General features: G+C 67.3%; 18 protein-coding genes. 8 read left to right on the top strand and 10 right to left on the bottom strand.

Going from position 1 to position 20,000, the window contains the following annotated elements; genetic code table 11:
- Window positions 1-7 precede the first annotated feature (7 nt).
- The 10 genes from QE397_RS16470 to QE397_RS16425 form a co-directional block, all read right to left on the bottom strand.
- Entirely contained in the window at window positions 8-943 is a 936-nt protein-coding gene (locus QE397_RS16470; protein ID WP_307096053.1) for a sulfite exporter TauE/SafE family protein, read from the bottom strand.
- Window positions 944-1,481: 538 nt separating this feature from the next.
- Complete coding sequence (locus tag QE397_RS16465; protein WP_307096051.1) at window positions 1,482-2,291, bottom strand: ABC transporter ATP-binding protein; 810 nt, start codon at window positions 2,289-2,291, stop codon at window positions 1,482-1,484.
- A complete protein-coding gene (locus tag QE397_RS16460) occupies window positions 2,275-3,318 on the bottom strand; it encodes an ABC transporter substrate-binding protein (RefSeq protein ID WP_307096049.1) in 1,044 nt (347 codons plus the stop codon). The genes QE397_RS16465 and QE397_RS16460 overlap by 17 nt, the downstream gene beginning before the upstream one ends.
- Entirely contained in the window at window positions 3,315-4,136 is an 822-nt protein-coding gene (locus tag QE397_RS16455; protein WP_307097605.1) for an ABC transporter permease, read from the bottom strand. The genes QE397_RS16460 and QE397_RS16455 overlap by 4 nt, the downstream gene beginning before the upstream one ends.
- Before the next feature lie 304 nt (window positions 4,137-4,440).
- Window positions 4,441-5,544, bottom strand: coding sequence for an LLM class flavin-dependent oxidoreductase (locus QE397_RS16450; protein WP_307096047.1), 1,104 nt, complete (start codon window positions 5,542-5,544; stop codon window positions 4,441-4,443).
- Between the two features lie 19 nt (window positions 5,545-5,563).
- A complete protein-coding gene (locus tag QE397_RS16445; RefSeq protein ID WP_307096045.1) occupies window positions 5,564-6,610 on the bottom strand; it encodes an ABC transporter substrate-binding protein in 1,047 nt (348 codons plus the stop codon).
- Window positions 6,611-6,639: 29 nt separating this feature from the next.
- Window positions 6,640-7,359 carry an ABC transporter ATP-binding protein gene (locus QE397_RS16440; RefSeq protein ID WP_307096043.1) on the bottom strand — a complete coding sequence of 240 codons (720 nt, stop codon included), beginning with the start codon at window positions 7,357-7,359 and terminating at the stop codon, window positions 6,640-6,642.
- Window positions 7,356-8,213, bottom strand: a complete 858-nt coding sequence (locus QE397_RS16435; RefSeq protein ID WP_307096041.1) for an ABC transporter permease — start codon at window positions 8,211-8,213, stop codon at window positions 7,356-7,358. The genes QE397_RS16440 and QE397_RS16435 overlap by 4 nt, the downstream gene beginning before the upstream one ends.
- A 674-nt stretch (window positions 8,214-8,887) precedes the next feature.
- Window positions 8,888-9,157: an SDR family oxidoreductase gene (locus QE397_RS16430; RefSeq protein WP_307096040.1), complete on the bottom strand. Its 270-nt coding sequence runs from the start codon at window positions 9,155-9,157 to the stop codon at window positions 8,888-8,890.
- Between the two features lie 1,452 nt (window positions 9,158-10,609).
- A complete protein-coding gene (locus tag QE397_RS16425) occupies window positions 10,610-11,482 on the bottom strand; it encodes an IclR family transcriptional regulator C-terminal domain-containing protein (RefSeq protein ID WP_307096038.1) in 873 nt (290 codons plus the stop codon).
- Between the two features lie 281 nt (window positions 11,483-11,763).
- Between QE397_RS16425 and QE397_RS16420 the strand changes: the two genes are divergently transcribed.
- From QE397_RS16420 to leuD, 8 genes are all read left to right on the top strand, one after another.
- Complete coding sequence (locus QE397_RS16420; RefSeq protein WP_307096036.1) at window positions 11,764-13,380, top strand: bifunctional 3-(3-hydroxy-phenyl)propionate/3-hydroxycinnamic acid hydroxylase; 1,617 nt, start codon at window positions 11,764-11,766, stop codon at window positions 13,378-13,380.
- Between the two features lies 1 nt (window position 13,381).
- The gene (locus tag QE397_RS16415; protein ID WP_307096034.1) at window positions 13,382-14,503 is read left to right on the top strand and encodes a S9 family peptidase; all 1,122 of its coding nucleotides are present in this window, start codon (window positions 13,382-13,384) and stop codon (window positions 14,501-14,503) included.
- Window positions 14,500-15,861 carry an amidohydrolase family protein gene (locus QE397_RS16410; protein WP_307096032.1) on the top strand — a complete coding sequence of 454 codons (1,362 nt, stop codon included), beginning with the start codon at window positions 14,500-14,502 and terminating at the stop codon, window positions 15,859-15,861. The genes QE397_RS16415 and QE397_RS16410 overlap by 4 nt, the downstream gene beginning before the upstream one ends.
- 51 nt (window positions 15,862-15,912) lie before the next feature.
- A complete protein-coding gene (locus QE397_RS16405) occupies window positions 15,913-17,112 on the top strand; it encodes a CaiB/BaiF CoA-transferase family protein (RefSeq protein WP_307096030.1) in 1,200 nt (399 codons plus the stop codon).
- Window positions 17,109-17,948: a citryl-CoA lyase gene (locus QE397_RS16400; protein ID WP_307096028.1), complete on the top strand. Its 840-nt coding sequence runs from the start codon at window positions 17,109-17,111 to the stop codon at window positions 17,946-17,948. Before QE397_RS16405 ends, QE397_RS16400 begins: the two co-directional genes overlap by 4 nt.
- Before the next feature lie 46 nt (window positions 17,949-17,994).
- Window positions 17,995-18,855 carry a hypothetical protein gene (locus QE397_RS16395; RefSeq protein WP_307096026.1) on the top strand — a complete coding sequence of 287 codons (861 nt, stop codon included), beginning with the start codon at window positions 17,995-17,997 and terminating at the stop codon, window positions 18,853-18,855.
- Entirely contained in the window at window positions 18,852-19,217 is a 366-nt protein-coding gene (locus QE397_RS16390) for a hypothetical protein (protein WP_307096024.1), read from the top strand. The genes QE397_RS16395 and QE397_RS16390 overlap by 4 nt, the downstream gene beginning before the upstream one ends.
- Before the next feature lie 189 nt (window positions 19,218-19,406).
- Window positions 19,407-20,000 carry a 3-isopropylmalate dehydratase small subunit gene (leuD, locus tag QE397_RS16385; protein ID WP_307096022.1) on the top strand — a complete coding sequence of 198 codons (594 nt, stop codon included), beginning with the start codon at window positions 19,407-19,409 and terminating at the stop codon, window positions 19,998-20,000.

Here is a 20,000-nt window from a genome sequence, read left to right as displayed (position 1 = left end):
GCTTGGGTCAGGACGCGACGGGCTGCTTCTCCGTGGCCACGCGAGCATGTGCGGCGATGGCATCCGCCGATTCGGCCTGTCGGTCTTTCGACCACTCCCGTAGCGACCAGCCGAAAGCGCCGGCCCAGACAGCGATCACCACCACATACCCCACCGCAGCCGCGGCCCCGGAAATCTCCAACCAGTCACTGCGAAAAAGGGTGCGCACGTTGGTGAAGACGATGAGGCCGCCCACCGCAGAACCCAACAGCCGCGGCGGTATGTGCCGCACGAGCCATGCGGCGATGGGTGCAGCGATCAGTCCCCCGAGCAGAATGGCGACGACCCACCCGAACTCGATGCCCGCGGTCCCGAGTCCCACGAGAAATCCCAGGCTGGCAGCGACAGCGATGACGAATTCACTGGTGTCGATGGACCCGATCACCTTGCGGGGTTCGAGGCGACCACTGGCGAGGATGGCGGGCGTGCCCACCGGACCCCATCCGCCGCCTCCGGTCGCATCGACGAAGCCGCCCACGAAGCCCAGCGGCCCGAGAAACCGGCGCCGCAACGGCTGGCCGAGTCGATCACGAGGGACGCCGCGAACGGTGAAACGGACCAGAACGTACAACCCGAGGATCAGCAGGACGGTGGACATCACCGGCGCGGCGACCTCGGTCGACAACGAAGAGAGTACCGTGGCGCCGAGGAAGGCGCCGAGCGCTCCGGGTAACGCGATACGACGCACCACCTGCCACTCGACGTTGCCGAACTTCCAATGCGACACCCCGGACATCAGGGTGGTGCCGATCTCGGCCAGGTGAACCGTCGCCGAGGCGGCGGCGGGATTGGTTCCGACCGCAAGCAACAACGTCGTGGTGGTCACGCCATAGGCCATGCCCAGGCTGCCATCGACGAGCTGGGCTGCGAACCCCACCAAGCCGAGCAAAACCAACGTTCTCATACGGCTCCCCGATCGACGGACACGACAATGGTCCCATCACAACGCTTGACGAAGAATCGGTCACTGATTCGAATCGACGAGATCACAATCGACCCGCATGGGCTCGGCGATGAGAAGTGATGACATTCCCGAACCCGAGCGATCGCCGGCGCATCAGAGATCGAACAGTATTCGAGACCCACGGTGTCTGCGGATCTCGTCGTCGCGGGCCGAGCCGTACCGATCCATTCGGGACACACGACGACGCCTCGACATCGCCCACCGCGATGCGACCTGCTCTCATCGGAACAGCGAGCACCGATCGTCGTCAACGCACGCAGTGGGCTGTTGCCCCGAGCGCCCTGGCGGCGCGCACACCGCGCCGCGGGCACGTGAATGAGGAACTATCACGGCGGCACAACGTCATTCGAGAGCCGGTCGACCTCACCCGCATCGCATGCGGGCGTGAATCGAGGAGCGGTTTCGCGGTCTGCTCGATCTGACAGCTGAGGGAAACCGCTGGCTTCACCGGTTGCCTGCACCCGTGGACGTTGTCCGGTCAGTTCTCGCGGGCTGCGCTCTTGACGGCGTGGCCGATTTCCGCTCGCAGTGCCGCGTATTCGGAGGTCCCGCGTAGTTCGTCGGGGTCGATGCCGGTCCTGGGCAGGTCCGAGGAGATGTCGAGGGCGACGCGGCCGGGGCGGGCGGACAGCACGACGATGCGGGAGCCGAGGAAGGCTGCTTCGTCGGCGCTGTGGGTGACGAAGATGGCTGTGCGCCCGCTCTCGTGACTGACCCGCCGGACGTCTTCCTGCAACCGTTCGCGGGTGAGGGCGTCGAGTGCCGCGAACGGCTCGTCGAGCAGGAGCAGGTTGTTCTCTGCAGCTAGCGCCCGGGCGATGGCGACCCGTTGTTGCTGTCCGCCGGAGATCTCCCAGATCTTGCGGTCCTCGGTTCCGGTGAGCCCGACCCGTTCGAGCAACGCCTCACGGGCGATGCGGCGTTCGGACTTTCTCGTGCCGGCATAGGTGAGGGCCAGGTCGATGTTCCCGCCGACCGTCTTCCATGGGAACAGCCGTGGCTGCTGGAAGACCACGCCGGCGCCGGCGCCGGGTGTGGGCGGTCGCCCGGAGACGTGCACGGTGCCGTCGGTGGGTTGCTCGAATCCCGCGACCAACCGCAGCAGGGTGCTCTTGCCGCACCCCGATGCGCCGACCAGCACCAGGAACTCTCCGGCAGCGATGTCGAGGCTGACGGGGCCGAGGGCGACGACGGAGTCGCGGCCGGACCCGTAGACGTGGGTGACGGCGTCGATGGTCACCGACCCGTCGACGCGGGTGTCACCCGTGACGTCAGTCGTCGAGGACATCGGGCAGTCCCTTCGTGTAGATCGCGGACTCGAACACCGACAGGTCGGGGGCGGCGGGGATCTGCTGCTGTTCGGCGAGGAATTGCGCTGCGCTGTGCAGGTTCTGGGCCAGGTTGCCCGGTTGTCCGTCGGTGCCCAGCCACTCGCTCGAGGTCAGCTCGGCGGGGGTCAGGAACACTCCTTGGGAGAGCTGGTTCGCCGCGTCCTGTTCGGTGGTGCCGATCTCCGACGCCACGGCCTTCGCAGCGGCGGCGGGGTCGTCGGCGATGACTCCGAGCGCGCGCGCCTCGGCCTTGCGCCAGGCGTCGACGACCTCGGGCTTTGACTGGGCCACCTCGCTCGACACGACACCCAGGTCGAGGGTGGGCTTGCCTGCGGTCGCGAGCTCGCGGCTCGCGATCAACGTCTTCCCGCTGGCGCGTAGTTGGTCGAGTGTCGGCAGCCAGGTGTAGACGGCGTCGACGTCGCCGCGCTCCCACGCTGCCAGCGATGCCTGAGGTTGCAGGTCGATCAACTGCACGTCCGACGCGCCGAGCCCGGCCTGGTTCAGCGCGGCGAGCAGGCTGTAGTGCGCGGTCGAGGCGAACGCCGTGGCCACCCGCTTACCGCGCAGGTCCGCCACCGACTCGATGCCCGTGCCGTTCCGCGCGACCAGCGCTTCGTTGTCCCCGGCGACGTCGAGGACGAAAGCCACCTGGTATGGAATGTTCAGTGGTGCGGACAGACCACGGGCCACCGGGCTCGACCCGATCGCCCCGAAATCGATCTCGCCGGCGACGAACGCGGTGTTGATGTCGGCGCCGGAGTCGAACTTGGTCCACTCGACGTTGTAGTCCGGAAGCGCCTCTTCGAGCCACCCGTTGTTCTTGACCACGAGGTCACCGCTGGGGAAGGACTGGTAGGCGAAGCGCAGCGTGGGTTTGCTGCTGTCGGGGGCGTTCTCCCCGCCGACGGCGCACCCGGTCGCGACGAGCGCTGCTGCGGCCGCGACGGCCACCGATCGAATCACACGGCGTGAGATGGTCATATCTTTCCCCTCCACGGAACCGCGCGACGCTCCGCCGCGCGTAGTAGTGCATCGATGAGCAGACCCGAGATCCCGATGGCGAAGATGCCGACGAGAACGACGGGGGTGTTGTTGTAGTTGCTGGCGTCCTTGACCATTCCGCCGATACCGGGCAGGCCGTTGAACAGCTCAGCCGCGACCACGGACGAGTAGGCCATCCCCACGGCCAGACGGATACCGGTGAAGGTCTCCGGCAGCGCCGACGGAACCACCACATCAGTGATGACCTGGCGGCGGCTCGCACCGAGCGCACGGGCGGCCTCGACGAGACCCGACGGAGCGGCCAGCACCGCTGCGGTGGCGGCGACCGCGGTCGGGGGCAATGCGGCCAGCGCCAGCAGGGTCACCTTGGGTGCTTCGTCGATGCCGAGCCAGATGACCAGCAGGAAGAAGTACGCCAGAGGCGGCAGCGCGCGCAGGAACGTCAGCCACGGTTCGAGGACTCGGCGGACCCACTGCACAGTCCCCATCGTCAGGCCCAGGACGAGTCCCAGCGCGACGCCGACCACTACGCCGGCGAGGACTCGCCGTAGCGTCATGTACAGGTGCTCCCACAGCAGGAAACCTTGGTAGCCGCGGGTGCCGTCGTGCGTGGTGGAGACGGTGACGAAGGCGTCCCACACGGTGGACGGGTAGGGAACGAACGTCTGATTCCAGATGCCGGACGACGCGGCGATCTGCCACACGGCCAGGAAGAACACCAGCGACAGTGCGGGCAGCGCCACCGCCGACACCGGGAATCGGGACGGCCTGCGCGATGTGCGTTCGGGTGCGGACAGGGGAAGATCGACAGAAGAGGTCACGGGAGACTTTCGGATGCTGGGGACATGCGGCACGACGAGGCGATGACACGTCAGTGACAACAGCGGGTGCGCATGCCGGAAGTATCACCCCCGGAGCGGGGATGGCGCAAATCGGTTACGCCGCAACCGATCACAGGAACACGTGTCCAGAATTTCGCTCATCGTGATTTCAAGGTTCGTCTATGAGCGGCGTGCGCCGACACCGCCGCGGCAGCCCCGACTACGGGTGTGGTCGCGACGTGCGCCGGCCGGCGTCGGCGCTGAACGAGGTTCTCGTGAATCAGCGAGCGGGAGCGGTGATCCCGCGCCGATCGAGGATCGGCCGCACACCCTCGGCGAAGTGGTACGCCTCCTCGAGGTGCGGATACCCGGACAGGATGAACTCGTCGAACCCGGCGTCGTGGTACTCGCCGATGAGGTTCGCGACCTCCTCGTGCGACCCGACCAGTGCGGTGCCGGCGCCGCCGCGGATCAATCCGACACCCGCCCACAGGTTCGGGTAGATCTCCAGCGAGTCCTTGCTCCCGCCGTGCAGCGCGGCCATTCGTCGCTGACCCTCGGACTGCGACGACGCGTGGAGGCGGTGCGCGTTCTCCACCGCGTCGTCAGGCAGCTCGTCGAGCAGGCGCTGCGCCACGGCCCATGCCTCTTCGGAGGTGTCCCTGCTGATGGTGTGCAGACGGATACCGTAGGTGAGCTTGCGGCCCTTTGCATCGGCGAGAGACCGGACCCGGTCGATTTTCGCGCGGGCATTGGCGGGCGGCTCACCCCACGTCAGGTACGTCTGTACGCGCTTGGCGGCAACCGCCAGCGCCGGATCGGAGGATCCGCCGAACCAGAACTCCGGCACCGGGTCCGGCGCCTCGGACACGCGGGCGTCCTCGACTCGGTAGAACTCGCCGTCGTGATCGACGGACTCCTCGGTCCAGATGCGGTGCACCACGTCCAGGAACTCGTCGGTGCGGGCGTACCGACGGTCGTGGTCCACCCAGTCGCCGAACCGGCGCTGCTCGGCGTCGTCGCCACCGGTGACGATGTTGAACAGCACGCGGCCTTCCGAGAAGCGTTGCAGGGTCGCCGCTTGCTGCGCCGCCAACGTCGGCGGGGTCAGACCCGGGCGGAACGCGACCAGAAACTTCAGCCGCCGAGTCGCCTGCAGCAGTGCTGCCGTGGTCAGCCAGGCGTCCTCGCACCACGTTCCCGTCGGGGTGAGCACCCCCTCGTAATCGAGACGATCGGCGGCCTGCGCGACCTCGGTGAGATATCGCAAGGACGGGCGACGGAAGCCGGCGGGCTCGACGCGGTGCGCCGAGGCGTGCGATGCCCCGACGATGGATCGGCCGTCACCTGCGGTGGGTAGGAACCAGAAGATGCGTGCGGTCACGAGTGGGGTGCTCCTGCGATCAGTTGGTGGCGACGGTCGCGTCGGCGATCGCGTCGTTGTAGCGGGTGTCGACGAAGTCCGCGACCGGGTTGCCCGCGGGGATGGCGCCACTATCGGCGAACACGTCGAACAACGTCTGCTCGGACTCGATCACGCTGTTGTCCAACGCGATCGCCGGACGCTGACTGCGGCCCTGCGCCAGCTCACCGGCTTTCGGATCGATGCCGACGGCGGCGGAGTACGCGCCCGCCCACTCGGCGGGGTTGGCGTCGGCCCACGCGGATGCCTTCGCCAGGCGCACCACGAAGTCCTGCAACGCGGTGTTGGTCGCCGGGTCGTCCAAGGCCTGCTGCGAGGCGATACCGAACCCGTAGCCGTTGGCGGTTCCTTCGGCGGTGGTCAGGGTCTTCGAGCCGTTCTGCACCTGCGCGATGGCGGTGTACGGATCCCAGATGGCCCACGCGTCGACGTTCCCCGACGCGAATGCCGTCGAGGCGTCGGCCGGCTGGAGGAAGACGAGCTCGACGTCGTCCTCGGTGAGCCCGGCCTTCTGCAGTTGCAGCAGGACGTGCCCGTGCGCGGAAGAGCCCTTGCCGACGGCGATCTTCTTCCCGCGCAGGTCCGCGAACGTCGTCGCGGTCGAGGCGGGCGGGACCAGGATCTGGTCGCCGCTCGCGTCGTTGGCGTAGGCCGAGACGATCTTGATGCGAGCGTTCGCCGCCACACCGAACAGCGGTGGGGTGTTGCCGGTGACCGCGAAATCGATCTGGCCGGCGGTTGCAGCCTCCACCTGTGGTGGTCCGGAGGTGAAGGTGGAGAACGCAACGTCGTAGGGCGTGCCCTCGAGCTCACCGGACGCGCGCAGGAGCGCCTCGGTGCCGCCCTTCTGGTCGCCGACGTCGAGGGTGACGGCGGCGAGGTCGTCGGTGGAGACCAGCGCGGGTGCCTCCGACGACGAGGAGGAGCTCTCCCGTGACACACACGCAGTGAGACCGGCAGCCCCGACAGTGAGAACGGCGAGAGCCGCGACGACTCGCGCGACGACGGAGCGATGGGACGAGGACATGAGGGAAGCCACTTTCCGATGCGAGGGGATCAGTGGACGCCGAGGGCGCCCAGGAGGTGGGCGCGGAGACGGGAGAATTCCGAGGTGCCCCGGTCCCGTGGGCGCGGGAGTGGGACGGTGACCGAATCGATCACGGCGCCGTCCTCGAGGACGAGCACCCGGTCGGCGAGCGCGACGGCTTCGTCGACGTCGTGGGTGACCAGCAGGATGCCGAAGCCGTGGCGGGACCAGAGGTCGAGCAGCAGTGATTGCATGGACAGTCGCGTCAGCGCGTCGAGGGCGCCGAAGGGCTCGTCGAGCAGCAGCAGTTCGGGTTCACCGACCAGAGCGCGCGCGAGTGCTGCTCGCTGCGCCTGCCCGCCGGACAGTGTCAGTGGCCACGCATCGCGTCTGTCTCCGAGGCCCACCTCGGCCAACGTCGCATCCGCCGCGGCCAATGCGGGCTCTCCGGTGACGCCGGCCGTGTTCAGACCGTAGGAGACGTTCTGACGCAGCGTCTTCCACGGAAACAGGCGAGGTTCCTGGAAGGCGACCGCCGGGTGGCCCGCCACCTCGCGTCGGCCGGTGTGGTCGGTCGACAGGCCCGCCAGTACGCGCAGGATCGTGGACTTGCCGGAGCCGGACCGTCCTACCAGGGCGACGATCTCGCCTCGATCGACGGTCAGATCCACCGACCGCAGGACGTGGGCGTCGCCGTACCACTTGTCGACGCCGGACAGTGCCGCGACAGCCGTGGTGGTCTCGGTCATGCTGACGCCTCCGACCGGTACCGGAGGGAGCGCTTCTCGAGGATCCGGACGGCGCCGTCGGTGATGATTCCCATCAGTGCGTAGACGACCAGGCCGAAGATGATGGTGTCCACCCGGAGGAAGTCGCGGGCGTTGTTGATGATGTAGCCGAGACCGGACTCGGCGTTGATCTGCTCCGCGACGATCAGCGACAGCCATGCGATCGCGAGGGACTGCCGCAGGCCCACGAGCAATTGTGGGGCGATACTGGGCGCGATGATGACGCTGAACCGTTGGCACCACGAAAAGCCAAGAACCACAGCGGTGTCGAGGAACTTGCGGTCGATCTGTCGGATCGCCGAGAACGTGTTGAGATACAGCGGGAACGCCACTCCCAACGCCACCAGCAGAATCTTCGGGGTCTCACCAATACCGAACCACAGGATGAACAGCGGAATCAATCCGAGGTGCGGCAACGCGCGGAGCATTTGCAGGGGCGGATCCACCGTCGCCTCGGCCAGGCGGGACAAGCCGACGAGCGAGCCGAACAGCACGCCGATAACCCCACCCAACACCAACCCCTGGATCACGCGGGTCCCGGACACCAGAAGAGCGTCCGCGAGTTCCCCGTTGCGTGCCAATTCGACTCCGGCGTCCAGGATCAACGACGGTGCAGGCAGGACCCGCTCGGACAGGACGCCCGCTGCGCTCGCGATCTGCCACAGAACAAGGATCGCCACGGGAGAAAGCGCGCGGACCACTGTCCATCGGTGACGCTGCCACCACGACTGTGCGCGCACCGACGCCACCGACGCGACCGCCCTCTCGTCCCTCGCGACGTTTCTAGCGGGAACCGCATAGGACTGGACAACCATGGAACGCGCCTTCCGATCGACCGAGTGCAGCTACAAGCAATCACTGTCGGCGCTCGTGCGGCACTGCGCCACAGTTGAACTCACCGCGAATCAATTGGCCCGTGGCAGAGGGCGCTTTCTGCCACCCCGCGATGGGTCGCACTATCTTCCGGACGCGCAACGAAAGAGGCGACCACCGAAGGACAACCCCGGCGGTGTTCGACATACACGACGGGCGCAACCGGGTACTCGTCACCGCCGAACATCGGGCAGTCATGCCACCGGCACATTCTTCGTCAACTGCGATAGCTTCCAGGCGCGAGGAACAACGGCCACCCAAGTTTGCCCACTGAACACCGAGAAGTCCTCAGGCCTCTCACGCCGGTGCGTCAGCACGTACTGGACTGCGATGAGTTTGGGTGGGCGGCCGTCGGTCAGGGGGCCGGTGTCGGTGCGAGGTTCTCGCCGGGTCCGGTGGTGGCGCCGTTGCCGGGGGTGGGGGTGCCGGCGAAGCGGTCGGTCAGGAATTGCGCGGCTTGTGCTCGGAACGGCGGGAACGCCTGCCCGTGACTGAGTCCGGTGTACTGGGCGTAGGTGACGTCGACTGCCGGATTGCGGCGAGCGCGCCGACCTGGCGGCGGCGGGCAGCATCGATCTCCTCGGCGTCGGTCCCGGACGCTCGTTACAGGACCCGGTCACCGAATGGACGATCCGATCCCCAGGCCCCCGTCCACATCGAGGACGATCCCGCTGACGTAGCCGGCTGCCGGGGAGCACAGGTAGGCAGCGGCCTCGGCAATGTCTTCGGGAACTCCCGTTCTACGTTGCGGCACCTTGGATATGAGCTTCTCGCGCGCAGGCCCGTTCATCGACGCGAGCATGGGCGTCTCGATGAGCCCCGGTGCGATCGCGTTGGCGGTGATGCCGTGCCGGGCCGTCTCGAGTGCGATGGTGCGGTTAGTCATTTTCGCACTGCGGACGCGATCACCCGCGCCACCCGCAGCAATGACCGGACGATGATGCGGGCGATGATCGAAGCCCGCGCTGGCGTCACCTATCCTGCTGCGCCCGCACCGTGAGGAACCGGCCGCGCACGGGGTGCCGGGACGGCGCGGATCGCCGCGCCGCCGACACGCGTGTCGATCCTGCGTAGCTGTCGATGTTCTGACCCCGCCCGAGCTGGCGTGCCGCAGGTTTGACACCCTCGTCGCTGATCGCAAATTAGTGCTTTTTAAGCCGGACGTACTGGTCCAGGTCGCGCTGCCCGCCGTGCTCGATTGACGCAGCGCGCCACGAGGTCGATGGCCGGCCGTTCGCTGAGCGGTGTGATCCGCAGTGGCTCCCGAGCCCATAAGTCGATGTGCGATGCGGTGCCCAGGCCGCTTCTTGACTCACGCACCGACGCAGGTGCAGGAGGCACCCGACGCGCTGACACCACACACCCCTACGTCTGAAACCGGATAGTAGACAATGTGATTCAGTTCGCTGGTGAACCACCTGTCTAACAAGGCCGGTGTTCAAGGCTGGTGACGGAGCGGCGTCGGTGAGATCGGTGATGCTCATCTGCGACCGTGGGTGAGAAGCGAATTCTGCGCAGTGCTGTCCTACATCACCGTCGCCGAGATCCCCGCGGCAATACCCCACCGCCGAAGCGCCGGACATCCTGTTCCGTCACTTGCTGCGCGACATCACCGCCCGGGGCCTGATCGACCCGGCCGCCCGGGACCGTTCCGGAACTTGACGACCGTCGATACCAGTCGTTTCGCACCGAGACACCGACACCCCAGGTCGGCATGTGTCGACGACACGAACAGCGGAGGCCATCAGCCGCGTCGCGGCGCGGCGGGTTGAGCGGGGATCAGTGAGTGCGGTCGTGGTGTCCGTGGGGGAGTTCATGCTGTCGCGGTGCGCACCAGAACGCTGGTCGGACCGCCCCTCCCGCACGAGTTGGCCGCCGACATCAGCCGCGTTATCGTCCTGGCCGATCTCACCGAACACGCCACCCCGAAGCAGGGTGGAGCTCAACGCGGCGACGAACCACAGGCCGCGACCATGACCACGCGGCGTCACGGGCAGCAGACGATGCCTGCTGCGGCGGTGACGAAAGCTGCACTCGTCCTGCAAGACCGGGTCGACGTCCTCCTCGACGGACCGACTGACCGATCGTGTCCTCGGTACGCCGAGACCGGGATCGGACCGCTGGTTGAACGACTTCCGTCACCCGTCTGCCACGCCGCAGGAGCGTGCGCGTGTCCGGTCGGCGATCCTGAACTCCGCCGGATTCCCCACCCAGAACCGATATCGGCTCGCGGCGACGGTGCGGCGGCGGCGACCCCGCTCAGCTCACGATGTTCTGACGAGCCACCTTGATCCCGCCCTTGCGTGCAGCTCGACGTGGCGAGTATGCCGTCACAGCGTTATAGCGCTGGATAGCTAGCGTTTGACATGGCACCAGCTGCGACGCTCGGAGCTGGTTCGATGGGGCGGTTCTGCCATGCACCCCAGTCCGAAGATGTCTGTTCGGCGGCTGTCAGAAGCAGCGGCAGGTAGTCGGAGGTGAGAGTCTCGACGGGGGTCTCGGCCGCGTGGACGGTGATGTTCATGGCGGCCCGTGCGACTCCTCGCCCGTCGCGTACCGGCACTGCGATGGAACGAACTCCGGGTGCCAGGTCTTGGTCGGCCAGTGCCCATCCCCGCCGGGCGGTCTGGTCGAGGATCTGGTCGATCTGTTCGGTCGTGTACGACTTCGCCGGAAGGCCGGATCTGCTCGGTTCGGCAAGTCGGTCGTGCACGGCAGCGCGGTCCATGGCCGAGAGCAGTGCCCGGCCCTGTGAGGTGACCATGGCGGGGAAGCGTGTGCCGATGTCGACCCGCAGTGAGATGAGTTTCGGGACGGCCACGCGTGCGACGTAGACGATGTCGGATCCGTCGAGTTGGGCCATCGACGACGATTCGCCGGTGACCGCGACCAACCCTTCGAGGTGTGGTCGGGCCATGTCCCACAGGTTGAGCGCGCCGATGTAGGCCATGCCGAGCTCGAGGACACGCGGGGTAAGGACGTATCCGGCGTGGCCGGAGCGGACGTACCCGAGTTCTTCGAGGGTGAGCAGGATCCGCCGCGCAGTCGGGCGGGCGAGGTCGGTCTGCGTCGCCACCTCGGTCAAGGTCATGACCGGTCGGTCGACGGAGAAGCTTCGCAGGACGTGCAGTCCCCGTGCCAGAGCTTCGATGAAGTCCGGTCCCTGCCCGCGCTCGGCCACGTCGATGCTTCCTTCCCATTCGTCCGACATCGATTGTCGACTGTTCGAGTGTGCACCCTGCGTAGGAGTCGTCTCGCACGTGCCGCCACCCACACCGATGTTCGGCTATGACACTTGACACACGATCACTCGACCGGGCACAGTGGAATCACTGTAACGGACCAATGTCCGTCTGACGGACATTAGCGTATCTAGCAGCTCGAATACGCATCAGATAAATACCCAGCCGACAGAAGCTCGGTGCAGACCTACCCACTGCAGGCGCCACGCACCTGCGGCGGCAGGACAGAACTTCGAAAGGACCATCAGCGATGAAGAACTACGACGTCGTAGTCATCGGCTTCGGACCCGTGGGGCAGATGCTCAGCGCCCAGCTCGGGCAGGCAGGGCATTCCGTGGCCGCGTTCGAGGCTTACGAGACGCTCTACGGACTCTCCCGTGCCGGCCACATGGACGACGAGATCGTGCGAACGCTGCAGAAGATCGGCATCGACGACGAGTTCAAGTCCGATGCGGTGCCGTGGGACATGTACGACATGCGCACCAAGGCCTTCGACGGTGACCTGCTGCTGCGTATGGACTGGTCGCAGGTCGGCCCGCACGGTCACCGCGGGCACTGGATCTTCTACCAGAACTACCTCGAGCTCGCGATGCACCGTGCCGTCACCGAGACCGGCAACGTCGACATCACGATGGGCACGAAGGCGGTGGACTTCGAGCAGGACGACGACGGTGTCACCATCACCCTCGAGCACCGCAAGAGCGGTGAGCGCACCCAGGTCCGCGCGAAGTACCTCGTCGCCGCGGACGGCGCCAACAGCTCCATCCGCCAGTCCCTGGGCATCAAGACGTGGATCGGCAACTGCGACTACAACCAGCTCGTGGTCGACTGCCGCGAGAAGCACAAGCTGAACTTCGAGTTCGACAACGGCCAGTTCGCCGACCCGGCCCGACCGGGATGCCTGTTCCAGCTCGGCGCCCACCACCACCGCTGGGAGTGGACGCTGCTGCCGGGGGAGAAGCCCGAGGACTTCACCGAGGAACGCGTGTGGGAGCTGCTGAAGCCGTGGGTGGGCCCCGACGACGTGGAGATCCTGCGCCGACCGGTCTACAACTTCCGTGAAGTCGTCGCCGAGCACTGGCAGGACGGGCGGGTATTCCTCGCCGGCGACTCGGCCCACGTGTTGTGGCCCTTCGCCGGTGAGGGAATGTGCAACGGCATCCGCGACGCGTCCTCCCTCGCGTGGCGGCTGAACCTGGTCCTGCGCGGACAGGCGTCGACGCAGATCCTCGACAGCTACACCGCTGATCGCAAGCCGATCTTCGTCGCCTGGATGAACCTCTCCCGTGAGATCGGCCTGCCGTGTGTCATCACCGATCCGGAAATCGCCGCGATGCGAGATCAGGGCCTCAAGGCCGCGCTCGCCGATCCGTCGCTGATGCCTCCGATGCCTCAGATTCCCGGACCGACCGCGTTCGTGCGGCCCGGTGATCCCACCGGCGGCACCGTCGGTGTGCAGGGCAATGTCGAGGTCGACGGCACCACCGGACTCTTCGACGACCTCGTCGGGACCGGCTGGGTGCTGCTCAGCACCGACGCCGAGGCCCAGACCTCACTGTCGGCGCAGCAGAAGGATCTGATGGACCGCGTCGGCATCGTGTTCGCGCATGTCGGAGCTCCGGGGTCCGGCGCACCGGTCGTCGACGTCGACGGCACCTACGGACAGTGGCTCACCGACCTCGGCCGTTCCACCGTCCTCGTGCGTCCCGATTTCTGGCTGTTCGGATCCACCGAGCACGCCTCCGACGCCGGCACTCTGCTCGACTCTCTCGCCGACGGCTTCGCCGGTCGTTTCCCCACCCCCGCTCGGGTGCCGCAGCCGGACGAGATCGCCGCCGAGAGCGACGCCACCCCGGCAGGTGTCTGAGGTGGCGGAGTCCGACCCGCGCTCGACCGAGGGCGACCCGTGGGCAGCGGAGGTCGCCGCCCACAAGCGGGCCATGCCGATGCAACGATTGATCGGCAACGGCTTGGACTATGCGGACGTCGTCGAGCTGTACGCCCTCGCCGACTCCGGCGTGCCCTGGGCCGACGCCGGCGCACGGCTCGGTGACGAGATCGCCGCCTCCGCCGACGAATCGCTGGCGCAGGGACACCGCATCACTGCCCGCAGCAACTATCTGCGGGCGAGCGCCTGCTACCGGACCGGACAGGTACCGCTGCCCGACTCGGACCCACGCAAGAAGCCGATGTACCACAAGCTCATCGAATTCTACGGGGCTGCAGGGAAACTGAGCGACCCCCCGGTCGAGCACGTCGAGATCCCCTACCGGGGCGGCAATCTGTGCGGCTGGCTGCTGCGGCCCGCCGCGGACGAACCCCCACCGGTGGTGATCCTGATGGGCGGGTTCGACGGGTGGCGCGAGGAGTACCACGTGGGGGCGACGTATCTGCTCGCCCGCGGCGTGGCGGTATTCCTCGTCGACGGTCCCGGCCAGGGGGAGAGCCGAATCCTGCAGGGCCTACACCTCGATTCCGAGGTGCCTGCGGCGTTCTCGGCGATGATCGATCACCTCTGTGCCGACGACCGCCTCGCCGACCGGGTGGGCATCTGGGGCAACAGCATGGGCGGGTTCCTCGCCGCGCTCGTCGCCTCCACCGACTCGCGCATCGCGGCGTGCGCGGTCAACGGCGGCACCGTGCGCCCGGCGGAGATCCTGGACCACTTCAAGCGGTTCGTCACCAAAGTGCAAGCGCTGCTGGGTATCGACGATCCCGACGAGGCGACCGCGGTGATGAACACCTTCGTGCTCACCGACGAAACCCTGTCGACCCTGACATGCCCCCTGCACGTCATGCACGGAACGCCGGACCAGATCTTCCTCATCGAGAATGCGCGCGCACTTTTCGACGGCGCAGCCTCGCAGGACAAGACCTTCAGTGAATTCCCCGACGGGGACCACTGCATCTACAACCACTCGCACGACAAGCACACCCGGCTCGGCGACTGGTTCGCCGACCGCCTGGGTGCCGAAGGAGAGCACCGATGAGCAGCACGCAGACCGTCCCCGAAGGCCGCATCCTCATCCGCGGCGCGCACCTTCTCACCCAGGACGACGCACTCGGCGACCTCGTCGGCGACGTCCTGATCGACGGCGGCAAGATCGTCGAGGTCGGACCCGATCTCGACGCCACCGGCGCCACCGTCATCGACGGCACCCACCGCGCCGTCCTGCCGGGCTTCGTCGACACCCACCGCCACACCTGGCAGGGCGCGATCCGTCAGGTCGGCACCGGATGGGACTTCCCGAAGTACCGCCAGCACATCCAGCTCACCTGGGGCCCCGAGTTCACCCCCGACGACGTCTACATCGGTAACCTGACCGGCGCACTCGGCGCCCTCGATGCCGGCATCACCACCCTGCGCGACGAGTCGCACATCCAGAACAGCCCCGACCACACCGATTCCGCGATCGCTGCGCTCCGCGACTCGGGTATCCGCGGCGTCTTCGCCTTCGGGTGGCCCTCGATCGACTCCAACAAGTGGATGCTGCGCGGCGAAGCGACCCACCCCGAGGACATCCGCCGTGTCCGCTCCGACGTCCTCGCCGACGACGATGCCCTGGTCACCCTCCAGGCGATGCTCCGCGGACCGGAACTGTCCACCCTTGACGTCACCAGCAAGGACCTCGCGATGGCACGCGAGCTCGGGGTGCGCTCGTCGATGCACGTCGGCAACGGACCCTGGGGCCCGGAGTTCCGCGGCATCGGCTCCCTCGGCGACGCCGGCCTGCTCGCCGAGGACCTGCTGTTCATCCACTGCTGCACCAGCGACGACGACGAGCTGAAGATGCTCGCCGACTCCGGCGCCCACGCCTCGGTGTCCGCGGCCGTGGAGGCGGTCCTGCCCGGGCTCGGCGCCCCCGCCACCGGCCGACTGCTCGCCGCCGGCATCCGCCCCAGCCTGAGCATCGACACCGAGGCCTCCGTCGCGGGCGACATGTTCAACGTCATGCGCGCCGCCCTCACCGCCCAGAACGTCGGCATCAGCATCGACCCCGACACCTACGGAGCGTTGCCCGCGTTCACCCCCTCGGACCTGGTGGCGATGGCGACCATCGAAGGGGCGCGCGCGTCGGGGCTGGACCACAAGACCGGATCGATCACCCCCGGCAAGGACGCCGACCTGATCATCATCCGGCTCGACGACGCGAATCTGTTGCCCGCCAACGACGTCGCCGCCAGCATCGTCGGCGCCGGCCACCCCGGAAACATCGACACCGTCCTTGTCGCCGGGCAGGTCCGCAAGTACGGCGGCCGCCTCGTCGGATGCGACATCGACGACATCCGCGCCCGCGCCGAAGCCTCGCGCGACCGCCTGTTCGCCTTCGACCTCGTCGAGGGCTGAGTTCGGCCCCCACCGGACCGACCCACCCTCGCCAGGAAAGGACTTGACCTCGTGGATTCCACAGGCACCCCCATTGCACGCCCACTCGACGGGATCGTCGTTGCGGACCTCTCACGCGTCCTCGCCGGCCCCTACGCCACCATGCTGCTCGCCGACATGGGCGCCGACGTGATCAAGGTCGAGAGCCCCGGCGGCGACGACACCCGCTCCTGGGTGCCGCCCGTGCGCGAGGACGGCGTCTCGACGTACTACGCGGCGATCAACCGCAACAAGAAGTCCATCGTGCTCGACTTCAAGAACGACGACGACCTCGCCGTCGCGAAGGCCCTCACCGGACGCGCCGACGTCGTGGTCGAGAACTTCAAACCCGGCGGGCTGCGCCGCTTCGGGCTCGACTTCGACAGCGTCCGCGACCGCAACGACACCGTCATCTACTGCTCCATCAGCGGATTCGGCTCCAAGGAGGGCGCGTCACTGCCCGGGTACGACCTGATCGTGCAGGCGATGTCGGGACTGATGAGCCTGACGGGCGACCCGGACGGACCCGCCTACCGCGCCGGCATCAGCGTTTTCGACGTCATGGCCGGACTGCACTCGACGATCGGCATCCTCGCAGCTCTGCGGCACCGATCCGAGACCGGAACCGGGCAGCACATCGAGACCTCCCTGCTCGCGTCTGCGATGAGCGGTCTGGTCAACCAGACCTCCGCCTACGTCGCCGGCGGGGTCACCCCGCACCGGATGGGCAACGCGCACCCGAGTCTGTTCCCGTACGAGCCGCTGCCCACCGCCGACAACGATCTGATCATCACCGCCGGCAACGACGCCCAGTTCCGCAAACTCGTCGATGTGCTCGGCGTCCCGGAACTGGCCGACGATCCCCGCTTCGCCAAGAACGAGGACCGCACCGAGCGCCGCGAGGAGCTGCGCCCACTACTGGTCGAACGCCTCGAGACGCAGTCCGCGACGCACTGGTTCGACAGACTCAACGAGGTCGGCGTGCCGAACGGGCCGATCAACACCATCGCCCAAGGGGTCCAGTACGCCGACAAACTCGGCCTCGAACCGGTCGTCCAGGTCGGTCCGCCCGGAGACACCGTCCCCGGGGTGCGCAACCCGATCACCTTCAGCGGCTTCGCACCGCGCTACGACCTCGCACCACCGACGTTGGGGCAGGACAACGACGAGGTGCGCGCGTGGCTCTCGGCCACCACCGCAGGCACCCCCACCACCGCACAGGGAGAACGATGACCGAGCACACCGGGCGAGAAGTCCGCACCGAGTTCCCCACCTCGCTGGGTACCTCCTCGGCCACCGAGATCAAGCTGCTCGGCCAGGATCTGGCCGGTGACCTCATGGGCAAGGTCGGGTTCGGCGAACTCGCCTTCTGGATGGTCGCCATGCGCCGACCCACCCCCGGCGAGGTGCGCGTGTTCGAAGCGGTCCTCGTCGCTCTCACCGACCACGGCTTCACCCCCACAGCCATCGCCGCGCGGGTGACCTACCTCAGCGCCCCCGACTCCCTGCAGGGTGCACTGGCGGCCGGGCTGCTCGGCGGCGGATCGCGGTTCCTCGGTGTCACCGAGGACAGCGGACAGTTCCTCGCCGCCGCACTGGCTGCGCACACCGCCGACGGAGCATCCCTCCCCGACACCGATGAGGGGTGGGACGAGCTCGCCCTCGACGCCATCGCCCGGCAACGCGCCAGCGGCAAGCACGTGCCCGGCCTCGGTCACCCCAACCACAAGGACGGCGACCCCCGCACCCCGGTGCTGATCGGCATCGCCGCCGAGGAAGGGGTACGCGGACCGCACCTGCAGCTGTTCGAAGCGATCGGGCGGATGAGCGAACGCGGCGTCGGACGCCATCTCCCGCTCAACGGCGCCGGCGTGTGCGGGGCGGCCCTGGCCGATCTCGGTCTGCCGACGGAGATGCTGCGCGGATTCGCCCTGCTCGCCCGCTGCGCCGGGTTGATCGGGCAGCTCGCCGAGGAGCGGCGCACCCCGATCGCCAACGACATCTACATGAACGTCGACCGGGGCGCGTACTACGTCGATCCCGCCGACGCGGACTCCACCACGTCCTGACAGCTCGACCACCCACGAGATCCGCTACACCGAGGAGACTCTTTTAATGGCGACACTGGCGGCAGTGCTCGGCACTACCCATCACCCGTTCTATTACAAGGCCACCACCGGCCCGGAGGAGGAGCGGCCTCCGTTCGCGGCGGAGTGGAAGCGCAAGGTCGAGGCGTACCGCGAGACGCTGACCGCCGCGAAGCCCGACATCCTGGTCATGGTCGGAGCCGACCACTTCCATCAGTTCTTCCTCGACAATTACCCGACGTTCCTGATCGGGAAGGCGCCGCGCTACGACGCCACGTTCTACAACGAAGAACGCGAGTTCGGCATCCCGAAGTACGTCCTGGAGGGCCACGAGGAGCTCTCCGGCTACATGCTCCAGGGACTGATGGACCGCGGCTTCGACTTCTCCTTCAGCAACGAACTCAAGATCGACCACTCGATCATCTGCCCGATCATCACCACCCGCCCCGAGGCGGATCTGCCGGTGGTGCCGATCTACACCAACATCTTCGCCCCGCCGCTGCCGTCGCCGAAGCGGTTCTGGGACCTCGGCCGTGCCATCCGCGAGGTCATCGACGAATTCCCCTCCGACAAGCGCATCGCCGCCATCGGCAGTGGGCACCTCTCCCTCGAACTCGGTGGACCCCGCCAGTTCGGCGAGCACGGCCCCGACCCGGAATTCGACGCGAACGCCATCCGCTGGCTCTCCGAGGGCAACATCGAGGCCATCCTCGACAACGTCACCCTCGAAACGCTCGCCGGTCACGGCAACGCCACCCACGGGTTCATGGACCTGATCCTGATGATGGGCATCGCCGGACCCGAAAAAGCCGCCTACGTAGACAATTTCGATCTTTACCACACGATGGAGGCCTACTTCACCTGGTACCCGAACGGAGACGCGGCATGAGCAAGTACTACGTCAACAAGTTCCTGTTCACCGTCGACCGCGACCCCGAGTACCTCGACGCCTACGCCAAGGACCCCAAGGAGTTCGTGGGCCGGTGGGAGGACGAGATCGGTCCGAAACTCTCCGACAGTGAGCGCACCACCGTCAACGAGCTCACCGACGACGAGCGCGAGGCCCTCATCAACCACGACTACGTGGCGCTGTTCGAGATGGGCGCGCACTTCTTCCTCAACCTGACCCTGTTCATCGCCGTCTACGACGAAACCTGGGCACTCGAGAAGGGGCCGTTGGCGTTCCAGCGCGAATTCGGCGCGCAGCTCCAGCACTGGCTCGGCAAGCCGTACCCGTCCGTCGCCACCTGACCCACCACTCGTCCACTCGCCTCTGTCGGGCCGGGTGGATCAGTCGGATCCCGGGTGTTCGTGCGCGCGTGCCACCCGGGATCCGGCGCCCATCCCACGCACCCATCCCACCGTCGAGGCCGTCGACACCACCGGCGCCCGTGTTCGCGCCGCGCCACACACCCGCCAGCACCGCAGGAGCATCGGCACATGCAGGCCTTCACCACCACGACCGGCACCGCAGTTCCGCTGCGCCGCAGCAGAGTCGACACCGACCAGATCTGCCCGTCGGCGTACATGAAGCGGGTCACCCGCACCGGCTACGAGGACGCCCTGTTCTCGACCTGGCGCACCGACCCGGACTTCGTACTCAACCGCCCCCCGTTCGATCACGGCACGATCCTGGTCACCGGACCCGACTTCGGTATCGGATCCTCCCGTGAACACGCGGTCTGGGCACTGATGGACTTCGGGTTCCGGGTCGTCGTGTGCTCACAGTTCGCCGACATCTTCCGCTCGAACGCGGGCAAGTCCGGCCTGCTGGCCGCCCAGGTCGAGCAGGCCGACATCGAGCTGCTGTGGATGCACATCGAGAACCACCCCACCGACCCCGTCACGGTCGACCTGCACACCCGCATCATCATCACCGCCGGCCCGCTGACCGTCTCGTTCCACGTCGACGACGACACCCGCAACAAACTCCTCGACGGTCTCGACGACATCGACATCGCCCTGCAGCACGACGACGAGATCAGCGCGTTCGAGAGCAGAAGACCGCCGTGGATGCCGCGCACGGTGCTCTGA

Source organism: Rhodococcus sp. SORGH_AS_0301 (assembly GCF_030818285.1).
In the GTDB taxonomy this organism is placed as follows: domain Bacteria; phylum Actinomycetota; class Actinomycetes; order Mycobacteriales; family Mycobacteriaceae; genus Rhodococcoides.
Note: the sequence above shows the minus strand (reverse complement) of the source record. Positions and strands in the feature narration are given on the sequence as shown.